Below are 17,476 nucleotides of genomic sequence, written 5' to 3'. Positions count from 1 at the left end.
GATCGTCGACGAATGGACCTAGGCCGCCAGCTTGGCCCGTGCCGGCAGGAATGGGATCCGGCGGCGAGGCACCGGCGGCGACAGATCGAAAACGCCTTTATAGAGGCGCTCGAGCAGCGCCTTGCGGTCGCGCACGGGCTCCAGTTCGTTCCAGCTCAGCACATCGCCGACACGCACGTCGATCGACTTGCCGGAAAGCCGGGCGAACTCGTGGATAAGCAACGAAATGCGCAGCGTCAGCGATGCCTTGCCGACGAACTTCGCCACGCGCCCGTCGCGCTCGGCCATGTTCATGGGACCGCTGACCAGATGGAACAGCCTGCCGTTCTGGCCGGAGAAATGCATCGGCACTACGGAAGCCTTGGCATCCTGCACCAAACGGGCCGGAAACATCTTCCATGGCAGGTCGCGTGCCTGGCCAAAACCTTTCGGCGCGGTAGCGACGCCGCCGGCCGGAAATACCACGATGGTGACACCTTCTTTCAGGAGCCGCACAGCCTCGTGACGCACCGCCATGTTGTTCTTCAGAGCGTCCTTGGTCTCGGAAAAGTCGATCGGTAGCGAATAGGGCTCCATCTCGCTGATCTTGAGCAGATCCTTGTGGATCATGACCCGGAACGGCCGCCCAAGCTGCTCGGCCAGCGACAGCGCAGCAATGCCGTCGCCGATGCCGAAGGGATGATTGGCGACGATCACCAGCGGCGTGTCGGGCAGGTTCTTCGGGGGCCATTGATCGGGGGTTCGCACCCGCACGTCTATCAATTCGAGCATGCGACTGAACACGCGCTCGCCGGTCGGGACCACCTGGCGGCGCCAAAAATCATAAAGCGCTGCAAAACGGTCGCGTCCGGACAGGCCCTCGATGGAATGGATGACCCACCGCGTCAGCACCGGCTGTCGCGGATTGGCATAAGAAAGCTCGGGAAACGGTTTTTCCCGCAATTTCAGCTTGAGCATAAGGCTTGTTACAAGACTGCCGTGACAAGGATGTGAAAACGGCGGATATGAAAATGGCGGTGGCCTGGTCCACCGCCATTTCGGCTTCAAATACTGTCTGCTCAGGCGGCGCGCTGGCGCCGGCGATCGGGCGTGATCGCTTCTTCGGTCAGCTGCGCGACCGCTTGGGCGAGACCCAGCGACTCCTGGTCGCGCGATCCGAGCCGGCGCATGTTGACCGTCTGCTCCTCCGCCTCGCGCTTGCCGCAGACAAGAATGACCGGAACCTTGGCCAGCGAGTGCTCGCGGACCTTGTAGTTGATCTTCTCGTTGCGCAGATCCGCCTCGGCGGACAAGCCTGCGGCTTTCAGCTTCGCCACCACTTCGTTCGCATAGCCATCGGCGTCCGAAGTGATCGTCGCCACCACCACCTGCAGCGGCGCGAACCACAGCGGGAAATGGCCGGAATAGTTCTCGATCAGGATGCCGAGGAAGCGCTCCATCGAGCCGCAGATGGCACGGTGCACCATAACAGGCTGTTTCTTCTCGGAATCCGAGCCGATGTAGAAGGCGCCGAAACGCTCCGGCAGGTTGAAGTCGACCTGCGTGGTGCCGCATTGCCATTCGCGGCCGATGGCATCCTTCAGCACATATTCGAACTTCGGCCCGTAGAAGGCGCCCTCGCCAGGATTGATCGAGGTCTTGATGCGGTTGCCCGATCGCGTCCTGATCGTCTCCAGCACGCCGCCCATGATCGCTTCGGCGTGATCCCAGGCCTCGTCGGTGCCGACGCGCTTGTCCGGCCGGGTCGACAGCTTCACGCTGATCTCGTCGAAGCCGAAATCAGCGTAGGTCGACAGGATCAGGTCATTGATACGCAGACACTCCGACGCCAGTTGCTCCTCGGTGCAGAAGATATGCGCGTCATCCTGCGTGAAACCGCGCACGCGCATCAGCCCGTGCAGCGCACCCGACGGCTCGTAGCGATGCACATTGCCGAATTCCGCAAGCTTTACCGGCAGGTCGCGATAGGATTTCAACCCGTGCTTGAATATCTGCACATGGCCAGGACAGTTCATTGGCTTCAGCGCGAAGACGCGGTCGTCATCGGTATCGTCGCCCGCGACCGTCACCTTGAACATGGCGTCGCGATACCAGCCCCAGTGACCGGAGGTTTCCCACAGGCTCTTGTCGAGCACCTGCGGCGCGTTGACCTCCTGGTAGCCCTGCTCGTCTAGGCGGCGGCGCATGTAGTTGACCAGGTTCTGGAACATCTTCCAGCCCTTGGCATGCCAGAAAACGACACCGGGCCCCTCTTCCTGGAAATGGAACAGATCCATCTCGCGGCCGAGTTTTCGGTGGTCGCGCTTTTCGGCTTCCTCCAGCATTGTCTGGTAGGCGTCGAGCTGCGCCTGATCGGCCCATGCCGTGCCGTAGATGCGCGTCAGCATCGGGTTGTTCGAATCTCCGCGCCAATAGGCGCCCGCCACCTTCATCAGCTTGAAGGCATTGCCGATCTGCCCGGTCGAGGCCATGTGCGGACCGCGGCAAAGGTCGAACCAGTCGCCTTGCGCATAGATCTTGAGATCCTGATCGTCAGGAATGGCATCGATCAGTTCCAGCTTGTAGCGCTCGCCCTTGTCGGCGAAGACCTTTTTGGCCTTGTCGCGCGACCAGACCTCTTTGGTGAACGGCTTGTTGCGCGCAATGATCTCGCGCATCTTCTTCTCGATCACGGGGAAGTCGTCCGGAGTGAACGGCTCGTTGCGGGCGAAGTCGTAGTAGAATCCGTTCTCGATCACCGGCCCGATGGTCACCTGCGTTCCCGGCCATATCTCCTGCACGGCCTCCGCCAGCACGTGTGCCGCATCATGGCGGATGAGTTCCAGCGCGCGCGGATCGTCGCGGGTGATGATCTCGATCTTGCCGGACTTGCCGAGCGGATCGGAGAGATCGCGCACGGTGCCGTCGATGGCATAGGCAACGGCCTTCTTGGCCAGCGACTTGGAGATCGATTCGGCAAGCCCGGCACCGGTCATCGCCGCGTCGTAGTCGCGCACGGAGCCATCGGGAAATGTCAGGGAAACGGAATTCAGCATCAGGTATCTCCTATCCAGTCCCGCAAACGAGCGCGGGTGGTGAAATGCAGGTCGTCAGCGGTTCGAGGCTGTGACCTGCCAGGTAGCCGGAGGCGTCCGGCGGCGGCAGTCTTTTATGGGCAGATGCCGCCGCCGTAAAGCCTCGGCTATTTAATCAGCAGCGGCAGGTCCTTCAGGAAGGCCGCCCGCGTCGCGAGCCCCTTCGGCATGTCGCTCCGCTTCGTATCGACGACGAGCCGGGCAAACACGATCTGGCGGCCGTCTTTCTGCGCCCAGCCGACAAACCAACCAAGCGAGCGCCTGTCCTTGCCACCCTCGCCGAGCCTGGTGCTGCCGGTCTTGCCCTGGACGGTCCAGTCGCCGGTCTTGAAGCTCGGTATGATGGCTTTCGTCATGTCGTGAGCCTTGGCCGAGACCGGGATCTTGCCGGCGAGCAGCTTACGCAGGAAATCGACCTGTTCGACCGGCGTGATCTTGAGCGAGGAGTTCACCCAGGAATGGGTCAGGCCGTCATTCTTGCCGGGATCGCCGGAAACATCCGCATTGCCATAGCCGAACTTCGAGACGTAGCCGGCAAAGCTTTCCGGTCCAAGCCGGCGGGTGATCTCGCGTGAATACCAGAGCACCGAGTCCCCCTCCCAGATCGTCGGATCGACGGTCTTGTGGTCCCGCTTGACCGCCTTGAATTCAGGCTTGTAGTCCCAGCTCGGCGTGTGCTCGTCGCTCAGTATGCCGGCATCGTAGCCGATCAGCGACAGCGCCACCTTGAATGTCGAGGCCGGGCTGAACCGCTGGTCGCAGGCGCCGTCCTGGTAAAGCGTCTTGCCGCTCTGCGCGTCGGCGATCAGCGTGCATTGCACATCCCCGAGCGGCGCCGATTGCGCGCGCATCGGAAATCCCAGAAGCCAGGCAAGCAGGAACAGGACTCCGGCAAGGATGAAGGGAAGACGGTCGACGTTGCGCATTGGATGCTCGCTCCAGAGAGGGTTCGGCGAGCGGCTTAGCGGGGTCTCTTGTCTCGATTTTGTCTCAAATTCGCAGTTGTTGTGCAGGCTGCCATTAACCCTACCGGATCGTAAACGGTCGGCTTGAAAACTGATCGGGAGTCAGCTTCGCGCATCGTCGCGATTGCCGCCGATCCGCCAATATCGCCACGGCGTAAACCAGACATACCGATCCGCCAGAACCTCCGGAACAAGGTCGACGCCGTGGGTGCCGAATGGCCCGCAGCGCAGAACCCTGAAAAACCCCATCCAGCCGCCGGCCCAAAGCCCATGGCGGGCGATCGCCTCATGCGCATATTCCGAACAGGTCGGCAGGTGACGGCAGGAACTGCCGATGAAGCCGGACAGCGTCAGTTGATAGAGGCGCACCAGCGACGTGCCCAACACCCGGCCGGGGGTCTTGCGCCACGGGCCGGACCAGTTGCGGCCGTGCCGCGGCGGCCCGGCTGTATGTGCATGCCCATGCTGGTCGCCCACTGCGATCTCCGTCTTTCCACACGATAGATGTGGGCTTCATCGGGAGAACGCAATCCCGCCCCTGCTTGCTGAGCTTTCACGGGCGGAAGCGGCGGAGTGGCTGCCGATCAACCGGCGGTGCCCACCGGCAGGAGCTAGACTGCTCCTCGTAATGCTTTCGACAGGTTCTTTCGTCACGCCACTGAAAGGTTGCAATCCGCATCACATCGCCAAAAATCTCCAGCAACTGGATCATGGCCGCATCTCCTTGGCGACGAGTAGACCGTCGCTGGCCTTCGCCTTCAAACGAGTATAATTTCCGCTTCGGATAATCCTGGGTTATGTGAATGAAGCGCGGGCGACTGCCGCTGACGGCCTTGAGGAGCTTTGAAGCAGCCGGGCGGCACCTGAGCTTCAGCAGGGCGGCCGAGGAGCTTTTCGTCTCGCAGGCGGCGATCAGCCGGCAGATCCGCGAGCTCGAGATCTTTCTGCGCCGGCCCCTGTTCGAACGTCGCCATCGCCGTGTCGAACTGACCGACGCGGGCCGCCGGCTGCTCAGCCAACTGGTCAGGAGTTTCGACGCCATCGACGCCCTGCTTTCCGAGTTGGTGGCGGCCCCCGCGCAGACAGTGGTTCGTGTCAGCGTCGAGCCGTCGCTGGCATCGGTATGGCTGGTGCCGCGGCTCAACCGTTTTCGCCAATTGCGGCCCGATATCGACGTCGCGCTCGAAGTCGATCCAAGGCTGATTGAGTTTCGCGGCGACCAGCCAGAACTCGCCTTGCGCTTCAGTGCGCATGCTGTCTCATGGCCGCGCAGCGAGGCCGAGCGGCTTGCCTCGACAGTCGATTCACCGGTTCTGTCGCCGGCGCTGCTTGCCGCGGGACCTCCCCTCGACAAGCCGGCCGACCTTGGCCGCTACACGCTGTTGCATGAGGAAAACCGACAGGGTTGGGCGCGCTGGTTCGAGGCGGCCGGCGTGCCTGCCGACGCGGTGCCCGCGCGCGGTCCCATGCTGGCGGATGCCTCGCTTTCGAAGCAGGCCGCCCTGCTCGGACACGGCGTGGCGCTGGGCGATCTCCTGCAGATCGGCGAAGAGCTCGCCTCCGGCACGCTGGTCAAGCCGTTCGACATCGACGTCGCGTCCGGCGCCTATTGGCTGGTGGCTAGAAGCCTGCGTGATCTCCCCGAGCCAGCCGCCGCTTTCGCCGACTGGGTGAGAAGCGAATTCGCCGAAAGCAGGCGGCCCCGATAGGCCGCCAAGTGGGCTATCAGGCGGCTTCTTCGGCGCGCTTCTTCTCGATCTGGCCGATCGCGTCGACCACGGCGTCGAAGGTAAGCATGGTCGAGGCATGGCGCGCCTTGTAGTCGCGCACGGGTTCCAGATATTTGAGATCGGCGAAGCGGCCTTCCGGCGGCGCGCCGTTCTCTTTCAGCATTTTCAGCATCGTCTCGCGCACCGCGCGCAATTCGTCGGCCGTAGAGCCAACCACATGTTGCGCCATGATCGACGACGAGGCCTGGCCGAGCGCGCAAGCCTTCACGTCATGGGCGAAATCGGTAACCACGCCGTCCGCCATGTTGAGATCGACGGTAACGGTAGAGCCGCACAATTTGGAATGTGCCCTCGCGCTGGCGTCGGGATGATCGAGCCGGCCGATCCGCGTGATGTTTCCGGCAAAACCGAGAATTTTCGCATTGTAGACGTCGTTGATCATTATTTTCCAGTCCGTCGCCGCCAAGCGAACAGCGTTTGCCGCTGACGCGTCTTCCTTTCGCTCGTCATGACCATATATAATGGTGGCAGTCCGGTATCGACAAGGCGACGAAAGCCCGCGTCTTTGCCGCAGTTTGCTCACGCCGCTTACGGGGCTGGAAACGGGGCGAGTTTCCGACGCCGAAAGGTCGTGGTCCGTTCAACTCGTTCCTCCTGAGAGAGGGACTACGGGAGACGCCTTTATGGATGCCGTTATCAAGAAGTTCATGCCCCAGTCGGCCTACATGGAAAAGCCTGTCACCGACAGGCCGAGCGAGGCCGAGGTCGAGGCCGCGGTGCGCACGCTTTTGCGCTGGACCGGCGACAACCCCGATCGCGAAGGCCTGGTCGACACCCCCAAGCGCGTGGCCAAGGCCTATCGGGAAATGTTCGGCGGCTATGACATGTGCCCGGCCGAAGAGCTTGGCCGCACCTTCGAGGAAGTGGCCGGCTACGACGATCTTGTCATCGTCAAGGACATCCAGTTCCATTCGCATTGCGAGCATCACATGGTGCCGATCATCGGCAAGGCCCATGTCGGCTATCTGCCGGACGGCAAGGTCGTCGGCCTGTCCAAGATCGCACGCGTGGTCGACATCTTCGCCCATCGCCTGCAGACCCAGGAAGCCATGACCGCGCAGATCGCGGGCGTCATCCAGGACGTGCTCAATCCGCGCGGCGTCGCCGTGATGATCGAGGCCGAGCATATGTGCATGGCCATGCGCGGCATCCGCAAGCAGGGCTCCACCACGCTGACCTCGACCTTCACCGGCGTGTTCAAGGATACTCCAGAAGAACAGGTTCGTTTCGTCACCATGGTGCGCGGCGGTGGGGTGTAAGCCCCCTCGCCCGGCATCGCCGGGCCATGATTCCGAAAGGTGGATACCGGTTTTCGGATAGATCATGGTCAAACAGGAAGATAGCCCGGCGATGTCGGCACTGGAATTTCCGAAGGCTCCCTCAGACAAGAAAGCGCTGGAAGAAGGCGCGGTGTTTTCACCGCGCTTCGATGCCGCCGGACTGGTCACCGTCGTCGTCACCGATGCGGCGGACGGTATGCTTTTGATGGTAGCGCACATGAATGCACAGGCTCTGGCGTTGACGCTTGAAACAGGTGTCGCCCATTACTGGTCGCGTTCGCGCAATGCGCTGTGGAAGAAGGGCGAAACGTCAGGCAATCTCCAGCATGTCGTCGAGGTGCTCACGGATTGTGACCAGGACGCCATATGGTTGCGCGTCAAAGTGCTAGGCCACGACGCAACTTGTCACACGGGACGGCGTTCCTGCTTCTATCGGACGGTGGGGCTGATCGACGGCAAGGCGATGCTTGCCGGCGATGGCAGCGAGCCCTTGTTCGATGCGGAAAAAACGTATCGGAAGCTCCCGTGAATCACCAGTTTGAACCTTCTGCCCGCAGCCAATCACACAGATTCACCATTTCGATACGGCCCGCCTATATGTTAGCCGTGGGACAAGGGAGATCATGATGCTCGAGTGGGCGTCATTGCGTAACAGAGCGGACGTACGAGAGGCGAATGGTCCCGCTTCGTCCGGCGGCGCGTCCGAAACAACATCACCAAAGAAAACTGGCATTTCGCTTGCCTTGGGCGGCGGTTGCGCAAGAGGCTGGGCGCACATTGGCGTGCTGCGCGCGCTCGATGAAGCCGGCATCGAGGTTTCGATGATTGCCGGCACCTCGATCGGCGCGCTGGTCGGCGGCTGTTACCTCGCCGGAAAACTGGACGAGTTGGAAGAGTTCGCCCGCAGCCTGACCAGGCGGCGCATCTTCGGCCTGCTCGATCTCAACCTGCGCGGCAGCGGTCTGTTCGGCGGCATGAAGCTGGATGCTCGCCTGCGTGAGCATGTGGCCGGCATTCGCTTTGAGGATTTGTCCAAGCCTTTCGTCGCGGTCGCTTCCGAAATCCGCACCGGCCATGAGATCTGGCTGTCGAACGGCTCGCTGATAACAGCCATGCGCGCCTCCTATGCCTTGCCCGGCGTGTTCGAGCCGGTGACTTGCAATGGCCGCGTGCTGGTCGACGGAGCTTTGGTCAATCCGGTGCCGGTGTCGGTCTGCCGCGCCTATGAGCAGCCGCTGGTTGTCGCGGTCAACCTTCATTACGACCTGTTCGGCCGTGCCGCCGTCATCAAGCATAGCGCCGGCGAACTGGTCGTCGAGAACGATGCGCCGCGCAGTGGCCAATTCGACCCGGAGCACCGGGCGCATCAGACGCGGCTTGGCATCACCGGCGTCATGGTCGAAGCTTTCAACATCATCCAGGATCGAATCTCGCGCGCCAGGCTTGCCGGCGATCCGCCCGACATGTCGCTGCAGCCCAAGCTCAGCCATATCGGTCTGACCGAATTCCACCGCGCCGATGAGGCGATCCAGATCGGCTATCGGGCAACGATGGCACAGATAGGCGAACTGACCCGGCTTCAGACGGTTCTCGCCTGATCAAAGACGCATCAGGCCCGTGCCGCGTCGACGATGCGGAACTGCACGCTGCGATTTCCATTCCAGTAATTGCCCGACAAAGAGCCGGCGACATGGATCGTCTTGCCGCGGTTTTTGAACAGGAAGTCGCCGAGCACGGTGTCGACGGCACGAAAGGCGATTGCCTGGATGCGGCCGCCGCTGCCCGACTGCAGGTCGGCGCGGATGTGGCTGGTGCCGACCAGCCGGGCGTCGGCCAGCCGATGGCGCGGCAGCGCGAAAACAGGCGCGACATGCCCCGCACCGAAAGGGCCGGCCTTTTCCAGCGCATCCAGCAAAGCCAGCGTCGCCCCCTCGGCGGCAAGTGCGCCGTCGATCGCAAGGCTTTCCTCGTCCTGCAATCGGAACACGTCGGCCGCCGCGCGCTCCTCGAAAAATGCCCTGAGCTCGCCGAGCCGCGTGCGCTCAACGGTAATGCCGGCCGCCATGCCGTGGCCGCCGCCCTTGACGATCAGCCCGGCATTTGCGGCTTCGCGCACCAGCCGGCCGAGATCGAAGCCCGACACCGAACGGCCTGAACCGGTGCCGGTGCCGGTGGCGTTGAAGGCGATGGCGAAAGCCGGCCGGCGCGCATGATCCTTGAGCCTGGAGGCGAGCAGGCCGACGATGCCGGGATGCCAGTTGGTGCTGGCGGTGACGACGATGGCCGGCCCGCTGCCGCCGGCAAGCTCGGCATCGGCCTCCGCGCGGGCCGCGGCCAGCATTTCCTGCTCCATCAACTGCCGCTCCTGGTTGAGCCGGTCGAGCGTCTCGGCGATGGTGCGAGCCTCGACCGGATCGTCGGTCGCAAGCAGCCGGCTGCCGAGGGCGGCGTCGCCGATGCGCCCGCCGGCGTTGATGCGCGGGCCGATCAGGTAGGCCAGATGGAAGGTGCTGAGCGGCTCGCCGACGCGTGAGACCCGCGCCAGCGCAGCCATTCCCTCGTTCTTCTGCTGGCGCGCCACTTGCAAGCCCTTGACGACGAAGGCGCGGTTGACGCCGGTAAGCGGCACCACATCGCAGACCGTGGCCAGCGCCACGAGATCAAGCAGCGAGAGCAGGTCCGGCGGCGTGGCGTCGGCCAGCCGGCCGCGCAGGACCTTGGCGGTCTGCACCAGCGCGAGAAAAACCACGCCGGCGGCGCAGAGATGGCCCTGCCCGGAAAGGTCGTCGTCGCGGTTGGGGTTGACCACCGCGTGTGCCGCCGGCAGGGGGCCGCCGACCTGGTGATGGTCGAGCACCACGACATCGGCACCGGCGGCATTGGCCGCGTCGATGGAAGCCGCGCTGTTGGTGCCGCAATCGACGGTGACGATCAGCGTCGCGCCGCGCGAGACGAGCTCGCGCATGGCTTCCGGATTGGGACCGTAGCCCTCGAAGATTCGATCGGGAATGTAGATTTCCGACGACATCGAGAAATGCGCGAGGAAGCGTTTGAGCAAGGCCGACGAGGCGGCCCCATCGACGTCGTAGTCGCCGAAGATCGCCACCTTCTCCCCGGCCATCACCGCGGCGGCTATGCGAATGGCCGCCTTGTCCATGTCGGTCAGCGATGCCGGGTCCGGCAGCAGGTCGCGGATCGTCGGGTCGAGAAAGCGCTCCGCCTGTTCCGCTGTCACGCCACGTCCGGCAAGCACGCGCGCGACGATATCGGGCACGCCGTGCCCCTGTGCGATGGCAAGCGCGACCATGTCCTGCCGCTCGGTCAACCGATGTTCCCAGGAAACACCGGTGGCCGACTGCCGGACATCGAGAAAAAGGCGTCTTTCGCCCGTCATGCGAGGCGGCGTTTGCGGATGGTCATTGCCCACAATATGCGACGGCCAGTCAGGAATGCATCAAAACTTTTCCAGGTCCTGATGCCGGGCCTTGATCTCGCGCACGGTGCGCGACGACGAGCGCAGCACGATTGTATGCGTTGTGATGTAGTTGCGGCCGAACTTGACCCCTGCCAGCATGTTGCCATCGGTGACGCCGGTGGCCGCGAACAGCACGTCGCCCCGCGCCATGTCCTCGGCACGATAAACCCGCTTCGGGTCGGCAATACCCATCTTGCCGGCGCGGGCGACCTTTTCGGGCGTGTCGAGGATCAAGCGGCCCTGCATCTGGCCACCCGTGCAGCGCAGCGCCGCCGCGGCCAGCACGCCCTCCGGCGCGCCGCCAGTGCCGAGATAGATGTCGATGCCGGTTTCCTCGGGATCGGTGGTGTGGATGACACCGGCGACGTCGCCATCGCCGATCAGCCGGATCGCTGCCCCGGTGGCGCGCACCGCGTCGATCAGCTTGCCATGGCGCGGGCGGTCGAGGATGCAGGCGGTGACGTCGGACACCGCGACGCCCTTGGCCCTGGCCAGGCTGGCGATGTTTTCGGCCGGCGAGGCATCGATGTCGATGACGCCCTCGGCATAGCCCGGACCGATGGCGATCTTGTCCATGTAGACGTCGGGCGCGAACAGCAGGCTGCCCTTCTCGGCGATGGCGATGACGGCCAGCGCGTTGGGCAGGTTCTTGGCGCAGATCGTGGTGCCTTCCAGCGGGTCGAGCGCGATGTCGACCGCCGGGCCTTTGCCGGTGCCGACCTCCTCGCCGATATAGAGCATCGGCGCCTCGTCCCGCTCGCCCTCGCCGATCACCACTGTGCCTTTGATGGCGAGGCGATTGAGCTCCTGGCGCATGGCGTCCACCGCGACCTGGTCGGCGGCCTTTTCGTCACCGCGTCCGCGCAGCCTGGCGGCCGCGACGGCGGCGCGTTCGGTGACGCGCACCAGTTCCATGGTGAGTATCCGGTCAAGTCCGGCGACAATGTTGGGGGCCACGTTCATCTGGTCGATCCTCGTTCGCATGCCGCCTCCCGCCGGAGGCGCGCCTCTTGTGTCAAACGAGCATGACAACGGCAAGACCTCTCGAAGGTTTTCTCGAAAAGCCTGCAATATCAATCGATTAAACTATGGACAACGCGATTTGCAGCGAACCGGGGCCTTCCCCTACAAGGAACGGGATCTAGAACACGGCCAGATATTTGAGCAGCGAAACGATGCCGATAATGATGACGACGATCTGCGCGATCTGCCGCATCCTGCCGTCCAGCGGCAGACGCTGGATCAGATAGAGCACGAGAATGATCACCAGGAACGTGATCAGGATGCCGATCAGGACGGAAGAAGCCATGGTGCTCCCCTGGAAATTGCGGGACGGATGGGTAAGCCGGCCAACGGCTCCGTGGTTACCGGATCAGTACCAGCGGCGCTGGGTGTCATTCATCGACTGGCCAACGACGAGGCCGGCCAGAAAACCCAAAAGGCCGATGACGCTGACCACTGCCGTCGTGGTGCCCGGATTTTCGCGCGCGACCTCCGAGACCGCCTGGGCCTGGCTGCGCAACTGCTGAGCTGTCCGCGATGCGCGGCTCGTCGCGCTGTCGTACACATCCGATGCCCGCGCGGAGGCGTCGTCAACCAGTTCCGCGGCTCGTTCCGAAAGGCTCTTGTTGATCTTGGTGATTTCCTTGCGCAGGTCGGCGATCTGCTTTTCGAGCGCCTTCTGGATATCGTCGATCTGGGGAGTATCCCGGGGAGTCTCGGATTTCGATGTTTCGGCCATTGGCATTCCCTCGGTTTGCACCTCGGGAGAACGGCGCTAGCCGGGATTGGTTCCGGCGAGCCAGGCAGCGGCATCTCCCGGAGCACTATCGGTCGCGGCAATGCAGTGGCACGTGACGGAAGGAAATATCTATCCTGCCCGTTCGATCCGGATGACCTGCGGCTTGTCGGTCAGGTGACCATCCTTGGTGATGCCGTCAACAGCCTTGCGCACGGCAGCCTCGGTGGTCTCGTGGGTGACCAGGATCACCGTCTTTTGCGCCGCCGCTTCGCCGCTGATCGCGTGCTGGACGATCGATTCCAGCGAGATATCGTTGTCGGCCATGCGCTTGGCGATGGCCGCGAACACGCCGATTCGGTCATGCACGGTCAGCCGGATGAAATAGCCGCCGGCATGGCTGCGCATCTGTGCCTTCTTGTAAGGCTTCAACTCCTTCGCCGGCCTTCCGAAGACCGGGCCGTGCTGGAAGCCGGGCCGGCTCTTGGCGATATCGGCGATGTCGCCGATCACGGCGGAGGCAGTAGCGTTGCCGCCGGCGCCGGGGCCGGAGAGCAGGAGTTCGCCCAATATGTCGGTCTCGATGGCCACCGCATTGACGACGCCGTGGACCTGCGCGATCACCGAGGCCGTCGGCACCATGGTCGGATGCACGCGCTGCTCGATGCCGCTCTCGGTGCGCTGGGCAACGCCAAGCAGCTTGATCCGGTAGCCGAGATCGCCGGCCGCACGGATATCGGCCTGGGTGATGTTCGAGATGCCTTCCATATAGATGTCGTTGGCGGCGATCTTGGTGCCGAAGGCCAGGCTGGTCAGGATCGACAGCTTGTGCGCGGTGTCATGGCCCTCGATGTCGAAGGTCGGGTCGGCCTCGGCATAACCCAGCCGCTGCGCGTCCTTGAGGCAGGCGTCGAACGAGATGCCTTCGGCCTCCATACGGGTCAGGATATAGTTGCAGGTGCCGTTGAGAATGCCGAAGACGCGGGTGACCGAGTTGCCGGCCATCGCCTCGCGCATCGTCTTGATAACGGGAATGCCGCCCGCCACCGCGGCCTCGTAGTTGAGCAGCACGCCCTTCTTCTCGGCGATCTCGGCCAGTGCGACGCCATGTTTGGCCAGCAGCGCCTTGTTCGCGGTAACGACATGACGGCCGGCCTCGAGTGCCGTCTTCACAGCCGCGAACGCCGGCCCCTCGTCGCCGCCGATCAGTTCGACGAAAACGTCGATCTCGGCGGCCTGCGCCATCTTGACCGGATCGTCGAACCATTTCGCGGCATTGAGATCGACGCCTCGGTCGCGCTTGGGATCACGCGCCGAAACCGCCGCCACGACGATGTCGCGCCCGCACTGCCGTGTCAGCTCCACCGCCTTGTCGCGCAGCACGCGCGCCACCGACGCGCCGACCGTGCCGAGGCCGGCAATCCCAACACGCAGAGCTTCAGCCATGGCCGGCGATGTCCCCCGAAAGATCAAACGAAATTGTGTGCGGAAAGCTTACCGATGGGCGGAAAGCGGCACGACATTGTTGGGTTGCTTGGCGCTGGTCGCCAGGAAGCGCTTGATGTTGCGCGCCGCCTGCCGGATCCGGTGCTCGTTCTCGACCAGCGCGACACGCACGAAATCATCGCCATGTTCACCGAAGCCGACGCCTGGCGCCACCGCAACGTCGGCATGTTCGATGAGCAGCTTGGAGAATTCGAGCGAGCCGAGATGGTGGAACGGCTCGGGAATCGGCGCCCAGGCGAACATGGACGCAGCCGGAGCAGGAATGGTCCAGCCCGCGCGGCCGAAGGCGTCGACCATCACATCGCGCCGCTTGTGGTAGATGTCGCGCACTTCGGCGATGTCGGCGCCGTCGCCGTTGAGCGCGTGCGCGGCCGCCACCTGAATCGGCGTGAAGGCGCCGTAATCGAGATAGGATTTCACCCGGGTCAGCGCCGAGATCAGCCGCTCGTTGCCGACGGCAAAGCCCATGCGCCAGCCGGGCATGGAGAAGGTCTTCGACATGGAGGTGAACTCGACGCAGACGTCGATCGCGCCCGGCACCTGCAGCACAGAGGGGGGCGGGTTGCCGTCGAAATAGATCTCCGAATAGGCAAGGTCCGACAGGATGATGATGTCGTTCTTCTTGGCGAACGCCACCACGTCCTTGTAGAAATCGAGCGAGGCGACCAGCGCCGTCGGGTTCGACGGATAGTTGAGGATCAGCGCCAGCGGCTTCGGGATCGAATGGCGGATGCCGCGCTCGACCGCCGGGATGAAATGGTCATCGGGCTCCACCTGCAGCGAGCGGATGACCCCGCCCGACATGATGAAGCCGAAAGCATGGATCGGGTAGGTTGGATTCGGGCACAGGATCACGTCGCCCGGCGCGGTGATCGCCTGCGCCATGTTGGCGAAGCCCTCTTTCGAACCCAGAGTTGCCACCACTTGCGTATCGGGATTGAGCTTCACGCCGAAGCGGCGCTGATAGTAAGCGGCCTGGGCGCGGCGCAGGCCCGGAATGCCGCGCGAGGAGGAATAGCGATGGGTGCGCGGATCGCGCACCACTTCGCACAATTTGTCGACGATTGCCTTCGGCGTCGGCAGGTCCGGATTGCCCATGCCGAGGTCGATGATGTCGGCCCCGCGCGAGCGGGCGCTGGCCTTCAGCCTGTTGACCTGCTCGAAAACATAGGGCGGAAGCCGGCGGACCTTGTGAAACTCTTCCATGGCAGTTCCAGACATCACTTGGCGTTTGGCAAGGCGCGCCGTGTCGGCAAGTGCCTTGGGCGCGCGCTATATACTTATTTGCAGGTGGGGTCGAGGGCAGGGTCGCATTTGCCTTCGATCTGCTTCAGCGTCTGCGCGCCGTGCTTGCTGGCCAGGTCCGTCAGCGCCGCCTGGTTGGTGACTTTGGGGGCGCCGCCATTGGCTGCCTGCGCGCTCTCGTCTCCCTTCAATTCCGCGAGCTTGGCGTTCCTCTCGGCATCGGTGAACTGTTTGGCCGCCACTTTCGGCGGGATGTTCAGGTTCGGAAAGGTTCCGGTATCCTTCGGCCCCGCTGATGTGGCGATGGGCACCGGGCCGCTGGTATCGGTGCTCGAGCAGGCCCCCAGGCATAACAGGGCCATTGCCGCACCGATGCGGCAAAAGCGACCGGCGCCGAAAAAAACAGTCTCGCCAATGTTAATCGTCATATTGTTTCCTTGGCAGCCGGGGTAGAGCGAGGTTGGACCCGTTCGGATGTCCCATGGTAATATGTCAAGAAAACGCTTCGGGAGGAACCCCGCGCACCATGTCCAAAACACCCGATTCGGGCAAAGCGGAAGATGGCGGACCTTCGACGGTCGAGCAATATCTGGTGAAGGACCCGGAGCGCTTCGCCCTGAACATGGCGCGCATGATCGAGCAGGCCGGCAAGGCGGCTTCCGCCTGGGCCGAGCCGCGCGAGAAGGGCGAAGTGCGCGACCATGTCGCCGAACCGGTCGTCGACATGGTGAAGACCTTCTCCAAGCTCAGCGAATACTGGCTTGCCGACCCGCAACGTGCGCTCGAAGCTCAGACGCGGCTGTTCGCCGGCTATATGACGGTATGGGCGAACGCCATCCAGCGCGTCAGCCCCGATGCCGAGCGAACCGAGGACGCGGTCAAGCCTGAGCGCGGCGACAAGCGTTTCCAGGATCCGGAATGGGGCCGCAACGCCTTCTTCGATTTCTTGAAACAGGCCTATCTCGTCACCTCGCGCTGGGCGGCTGAGCTTGTCGAGCACGCCGAAGGTCTGGACGAGCACACCCGCCACAAGGCAAGCTTCTACGTCAAGCAGGTGTCCAACGCCATCTCACCGTCGAATTTCATCCTGACCAATCCGGAACTGTTTCGCGAAACCATCGCCTCGAACGGCGAAAACCTTGTGCGCGGCATGAAGATGCTGGCCGAGGACATCGCCGCCGGCAAGGGTGACCTGAAGCTGCGTCAGGCCGACTACTCGCCCTTCGAGATCGGCCGCAACATCGCCACCACCCCCGGCAAGGTGGTCGGCCGCAGCGACGTCGCCGAGATCATCCAATACGATCCCGCCACCGAGACGGTGCTGAAACGGCCGCTGCTGATCTGCCCGCCCTGGATCAACAAGTTCTACATACTCGACCTCAACCCGCAGAAATCCTTCATCCGCTGGGCGATCGAACAGGGCCACACCGTGTTCGTCATCTCCTGGATCAACCCTGATGAACGCCACGGCATGAAGAACTGGGAAGCTTATACAAGGGAGGGGCTGCAATACGGCCTCGACACTATCGAGAAGGCCACAGGCGAGAAGGAGGTCAACGCTATCGGCTACTGCGTCGGCGGCACGTTGCTGGCCGCGGCACTTGCCCTGCTGGCGCAGGAGGGTGACGATCGCATCAAGTCGGCGACCTTCTTCACCACCCAGGTCGATTTCACCCATGCCGGCGACCTCAAGGTGTTCGTCGACGAGGAACAGGTCGCGGCGGTGGAAAAGGCCATGAACGAAAAGGGCTATCTCGACGGCACCAAGATGGCGACCGCCTTCAACATGCTGCGCTCGGGCGACCTGATCTGGCCCTATGTCGTCAACAACTACATGCGCGGCAAGGATCCCCTGCCCTTCGACCTGCTCTACTGGAATGCCGATTCCACGCGCATGGCGGCCGCCAACCATTCCTTCTACTTGCGCAACTGCTATCTCGAGAACAACCTCTCGCGCGGCAGGATGGAACTTGCCGGCCGCACCGTTTCGCTCGCCGACATCAAGATCCCCGTCTACAACCTCGCCTCCAGGGAAGACCACATCGCTCCCGCGCTGTCCGTCTTCCTCGGCTCGAAATATTTCGGCGGCGAGGTCGAATACGTGATGGCGGGCTCCGGTCATATCGCCGGCGTCGTCAACCCGCCCGCATCGGGCAAGTACCAGTACTGGACCGGCGGCAAACCGGAGGGCGACTTCGGCGAGTGGATCGCCAAGGCGACCGACCATCCTGGTTCCTGGTGGCCGCACTGGCAGAGCTGGATAGAGGCCAAGGACAACAATCGCGTGCCTGCCCGCAAAGCAGGCAAGCATATGAAAACCTTTGGTGATGCCCCCGGCACCTATGTCAAGGTGCGTGTGTAACCGACTGTAATGTCTGGTGAGTTGACGGACCCGTAAAAGCG

The 17,476-nt window shown here is 63.2% G+C and carries 18 protein-coding genes; 5 read left to right on the top strand and 13 right to left on the bottom strand.

Going from position 1 to position 17,476, the window contains the following annotated elements; translation table 11 throughout:
- Positions 1-18: 18 nt before the first annotated feature.
- The 5 genes from LB566_RS19200 to LB566_RS19180 form a co-directional block, all read right to left on the bottom strand.
- Complete coding sequence (locus LB566_RS19200) at positions 19-957, bottom strand: lysophospholipid acyltransferase family protein (RefSeq protein WP_224625522.1); 939 nt, start codon at positions 955-957, stop codon at positions 19-21.
- Positions 958-1,058: 101 nt separating this feature from the next.
- Positions 1,059-3,035 carry a threonine--tRNA ligase gene (gene thrS / locus LB566_RS19195; protein ID WP_224625521.1) on the bottom strand — a complete coding sequence of 659 codons (1,977 nt, stop codon included), beginning with the start codon at positions 3,033-3,035 and terminating at the stop codon, positions 1,059-1,061.
- Positions 3,036-3,181: 146 nt separating this feature from the next.
- On the bottom strand, positions 3,182-4,000 hold the full coding sequence (gene blaOXA, locus LB566_RS19190) for a class D beta-lactamase (protein ID WP_224625520.1): 819 nt from the start codon (positions 3,998-4,000) through the stop codon (positions 3,182-3,184).
- A gap of 141 nt (positions 4,001-4,141) precedes the next feature.
- A complete protein-coding gene (yidD, locus tag LB566_RS19185) occupies positions 4,142-4,516 on the bottom strand; it encodes a membrane protein insertion efficiency factor YidD (protein ID WP_224625519.1) in 375 nt (124 codons plus the stop codon).
- Between the two features lie 76 nt (positions 4,517-4,592).
- On the bottom strand, positions 4,593-4,751 hold the full coding sequence (locus LB566_RS19180) for a hypothetical protein (RefSeq protein WP_181172507.1): 159 nt from the start codon (positions 4,749-4,751) through the stop codon (positions 4,593-4,595).
- Between the two features lie 91 nt (positions 4,752-4,842).
- Here LB566_RS19180 and LB566_RS19175 point away from each other — a divergent pair, with 91 nt between their 5' ends.
- Entirely contained in the window at positions 4,843-5,748 is a 906-nt protein-coding gene (locus tag LB566_RS19175; protein WP_224625518.1) for a LysR substrate-binding domain-containing protein, read from the top strand.
- A gap of 16 nt (positions 5,749-5,764) precedes the next feature.
- Here the strand turns inward: LB566_RS19175 and LB566_RS19170 are convergent, their stop codons facing one another.
- Complete coding sequence (locus LB566_RS19170) at positions 5,765-6,211, bottom strand: iron-sulfur cluster assembly scaffold protein (RefSeq protein ID WP_224625517.1); 447 nt, start codon at positions 6,209-6,211, stop codon at positions 5,765-5,767.
- Between the two features lie 241 nt (positions 6,212-6,452).
- On the opposite strand from LB566_RS19170, the gene folE reads away from it, so the two are divergent.
- From folE to LB566_RS19155, 3 genes are all read left to right on the top strand, one after another.
- The gene (gene folE, locus LB566_RS19165; RefSeq protein WP_140517057.1) at positions 6,453-7,088 is read left to right on the top strand and encodes a GTP cyclohydrolase I FolE; all 636 of its coding nucleotides are present in this window, start codon (positions 6,453-6,455) and stop codon (positions 7,086-7,088) included.
- Positions 7,089-7,179: 91 nt separating this feature from the next.
- Entirely contained in the window at positions 7,180-7,638 is a 459-nt protein-coding gene (hisI, locus tag LB566_RS19160) for a phosphoribosyl-AMP cyclohydrolase (protein WP_224625901.1), read from the top strand.
- A gap of 97 nt (positions 7,639-7,735) precedes the next feature.
- Entirely contained in the window at positions 7,736-8,707 is a 972-nt protein-coding gene (locus LB566_RS19155) for a patatin family protein (RefSeq protein WP_140517059.1), read from the top strand.
- Positions 8,708-8,718: 11 nt separating this feature from the next.
- Here LB566_RS19155 and recJ read toward each other — a convergent pair whose 3' ends face one another.
- The 7 genes from recJ to LB566_RS19120 all read right to left on the bottom strand — a co-directional run bounded on the left by recJ (position 8,719) and on the right by LB566_RS19120 (position 15,501).
- Entirely contained in the window at positions 8,719-10,503 is a 1,785-nt protein-coding gene (gene recJ, locus LB566_RS19150) for a single-stranded-DNA-specific exonuclease RecJ (RefSeq protein WP_224625516.1), read from the bottom strand.
- Positions 10,504-10,563: 60 nt separating this feature from the next.
- Complete coding sequence (glpX, locus tag LB566_RS19145; RefSeq protein ID WP_224625877.1) at positions 10,564-11,547, bottom strand: class II fructose-bisphosphatase; 984 nt, start codon at positions 11,545-11,547, stop codon at positions 10,564-10,566.
- A gap of 178 nt (positions 11,548-11,725) precedes the next feature.
- On the bottom strand, positions 11,726-11,893 hold the full coding sequence (locus LB566_RS19140) for a Thivi_2564 family membrane protein (RefSeq protein ID WP_224625515.1): 168 nt from the start codon (positions 11,891-11,893) through the stop codon (positions 11,726-11,728).
- A 63-nt stretch (positions 11,894-11,956) separates the two neighbouring features.
- The gene (locus LB566_RS19135) at positions 11,957-12,325 is read right to left on the bottom strand and encodes a hypothetical protein (protein ID WP_224625514.1); all 369 of its coding nucleotides are present in this window, start codon (positions 12,323-12,325) and stop codon (positions 11,957-11,959) included.
- A gap of 129 nt (positions 12,326-12,454) precedes the next feature.
- The gene (locus tag LB566_RS19130; protein ID WP_224625513.1) at positions 12,455-13,768 is read right to left on the bottom strand and encodes a homoserine dehydrogenase; all 1,314 of its coding nucleotides are present in this window, start codon (positions 13,766-13,768) and stop codon (positions 12,455-12,457) included.
- Positions 13,769-13,816: 48 nt separating this feature from the next.
- Entirely contained in the window at positions 13,817-15,034 is a 1,218-nt protein-coding gene (locus LB566_RS19125; RefSeq protein ID WP_224625512.1) for an LL-diaminopimelate aminotransferase, read from the bottom strand.
- Between the two features lie 74 nt (positions 15,035-15,108).
- Positions 15,109-15,501: a hypothetical protein gene (locus LB566_RS19120; RefSeq protein WP_140551499.1), complete on the bottom strand. Its 393-nt coding sequence runs from the start codon at positions 15,499-15,501 to the stop codon at positions 15,109-15,111.
- A 98-nt stretch (positions 15,502-15,599) separates the two neighbouring features.
- On the opposite strand from LB566_RS19120, the gene phaC reads away from it, so the two are divergent.
- Complete coding sequence (gene phaC / locus LB566_RS19115) at positions 15,600-17,435, top strand: class I poly(R)-hydroxyalkanoic acid synthase (RefSeq protein ID WP_224625511.1); 1,836 nt, start codon at positions 15,600-15,602, stop codon at positions 17,433-17,435.
- The last annotated feature ends 41 nt before the right edge of the window (positions 17,436-17,476 follow it).

The organism is Mesorhizobium sp. CA13, assembly GCF_020165235.1.
Classification (GTDB): domain Bacteria; phylum Pseudomonadota; class Alphaproteobacteria; order Rhizobiales; family Rhizobiaceae; genus Mesorhizobium.
This window is presented reverse-complemented; position numbering and strand designations above follow the sequence as displayed.

Bases quoted from the DNA above. Each gene is read 5' to 3' on its own strand.
- LB566_RS19200 (WP_224625522.1), bottom strand. From the start codon at position 957: ATGCTCAAGCTGAAATTGCGGGAAAAACCGTTTCCCGAGCTTTCTTAT.
- thrS (WP_224625521.1), bottom strand. From the start codon at position 3,035: ATGCTGAATTCCGTTTCCCTGACATTTCCCGATGGCTCCGTGCGCGAC.
- blaOXA (WP_224625520.1), bottom strand. From the start codon at position 4,000: ATGCGCAACGTCGACCGTCTTCCCTTCATCCTTGCCGGAGTCCTGTTC.
- LB566_RS19180 (WP_181172507.1), bottom strand. From the start codon at position 4,751: ATGATCCAGTTGCTGGAGATTTTTGGCGATGTGATGCGGATTGCAACC.
- LB566_RS19175 (WP_224625518.1), top strand. From the start codon at position 4,843: ATGAAGCGCGGGCGACTGCCGCTGACGGCCTTGAGGAGCTTTGAAGCA.
- LB566_RS19170 (WP_224625517.1), bottom strand. From the start codon at position 6,211: ATGATCAACGACGTCTACAATGCGAAAATTCTCGGTTTTGCCGGAAAC.
- folE (WP_140517057.1), top strand. From the start codon at position 6,453: ATGGATGCCGTTATCAAGAAGTTCATGCCCCAGTCGGCCTACATGGAA.
- hisI (WP_224625901.1), top strand. From the start codon at position 7,180: ATGTCGGCACTGGAATTTCCGAAGGCTCCCTCAGACAAGAAAGCGCTG.
- LB566_RS19155 (WP_140517059.1), top strand. From the start codon at position 7,736: ATGCTCGAGTGGGCGTCATTGCGTAACAGAGCGGACGTACGAGAGGCG.
- recJ (WP_224625516.1), bottom strand. From the start codon at position 10,503: ATGACGGGCGAAAGACGCCTTTTTCTCGATGTCCGGCAGTCGGCCACC.
- glpX (WP_224625877.1), bottom strand. From the start codon at position 11,547: ATGAACGTGGCCCCCAACATTGTCGCCGGACTTGACCGGATACTCACC.
- LB566_RS19140 (WP_224625515.1), bottom strand. From the start codon at position 11,893: ATGGCTTCTTCCGTCCTGATCGGCATCCTGATCACGTTCCTGGTGATC.
- LB566_RS19135 (WP_224625514.1), bottom strand. From the start codon at position 12,325: ATGGCCGAAACATCGAAATCCGAGACTCCCCGGGATACTCCCCAGATC.
- LB566_RS19130 (WP_224625513.1), bottom strand. From the start codon at position 13,768: ATGGCTGAAGCTCTGCGTGTTGGGATTGCCGGCCTCGGCACGGTCGGC.
- LB566_RS19125 (WP_224625512.1), bottom strand. From the start codon at position 15,034: ATGGAAGAGTTTCACAAGGTCCGCCGGCTTCCGCCCTATGTTTTCGAG.
- LB566_RS19120 (WP_140551499.1), bottom strand. From the start codon at position 15,501: ATGACGATTAACATTGGCGAGACTGTTTTTTTCGGCGCCGGTCGCTTT.
- phaC (WP_224625511.1), top strand. From the start codon at position 15,600: ATGTCCAAAACACCCGATTCGGGCAAAGCGGAAGATGGCGGACCTTCG.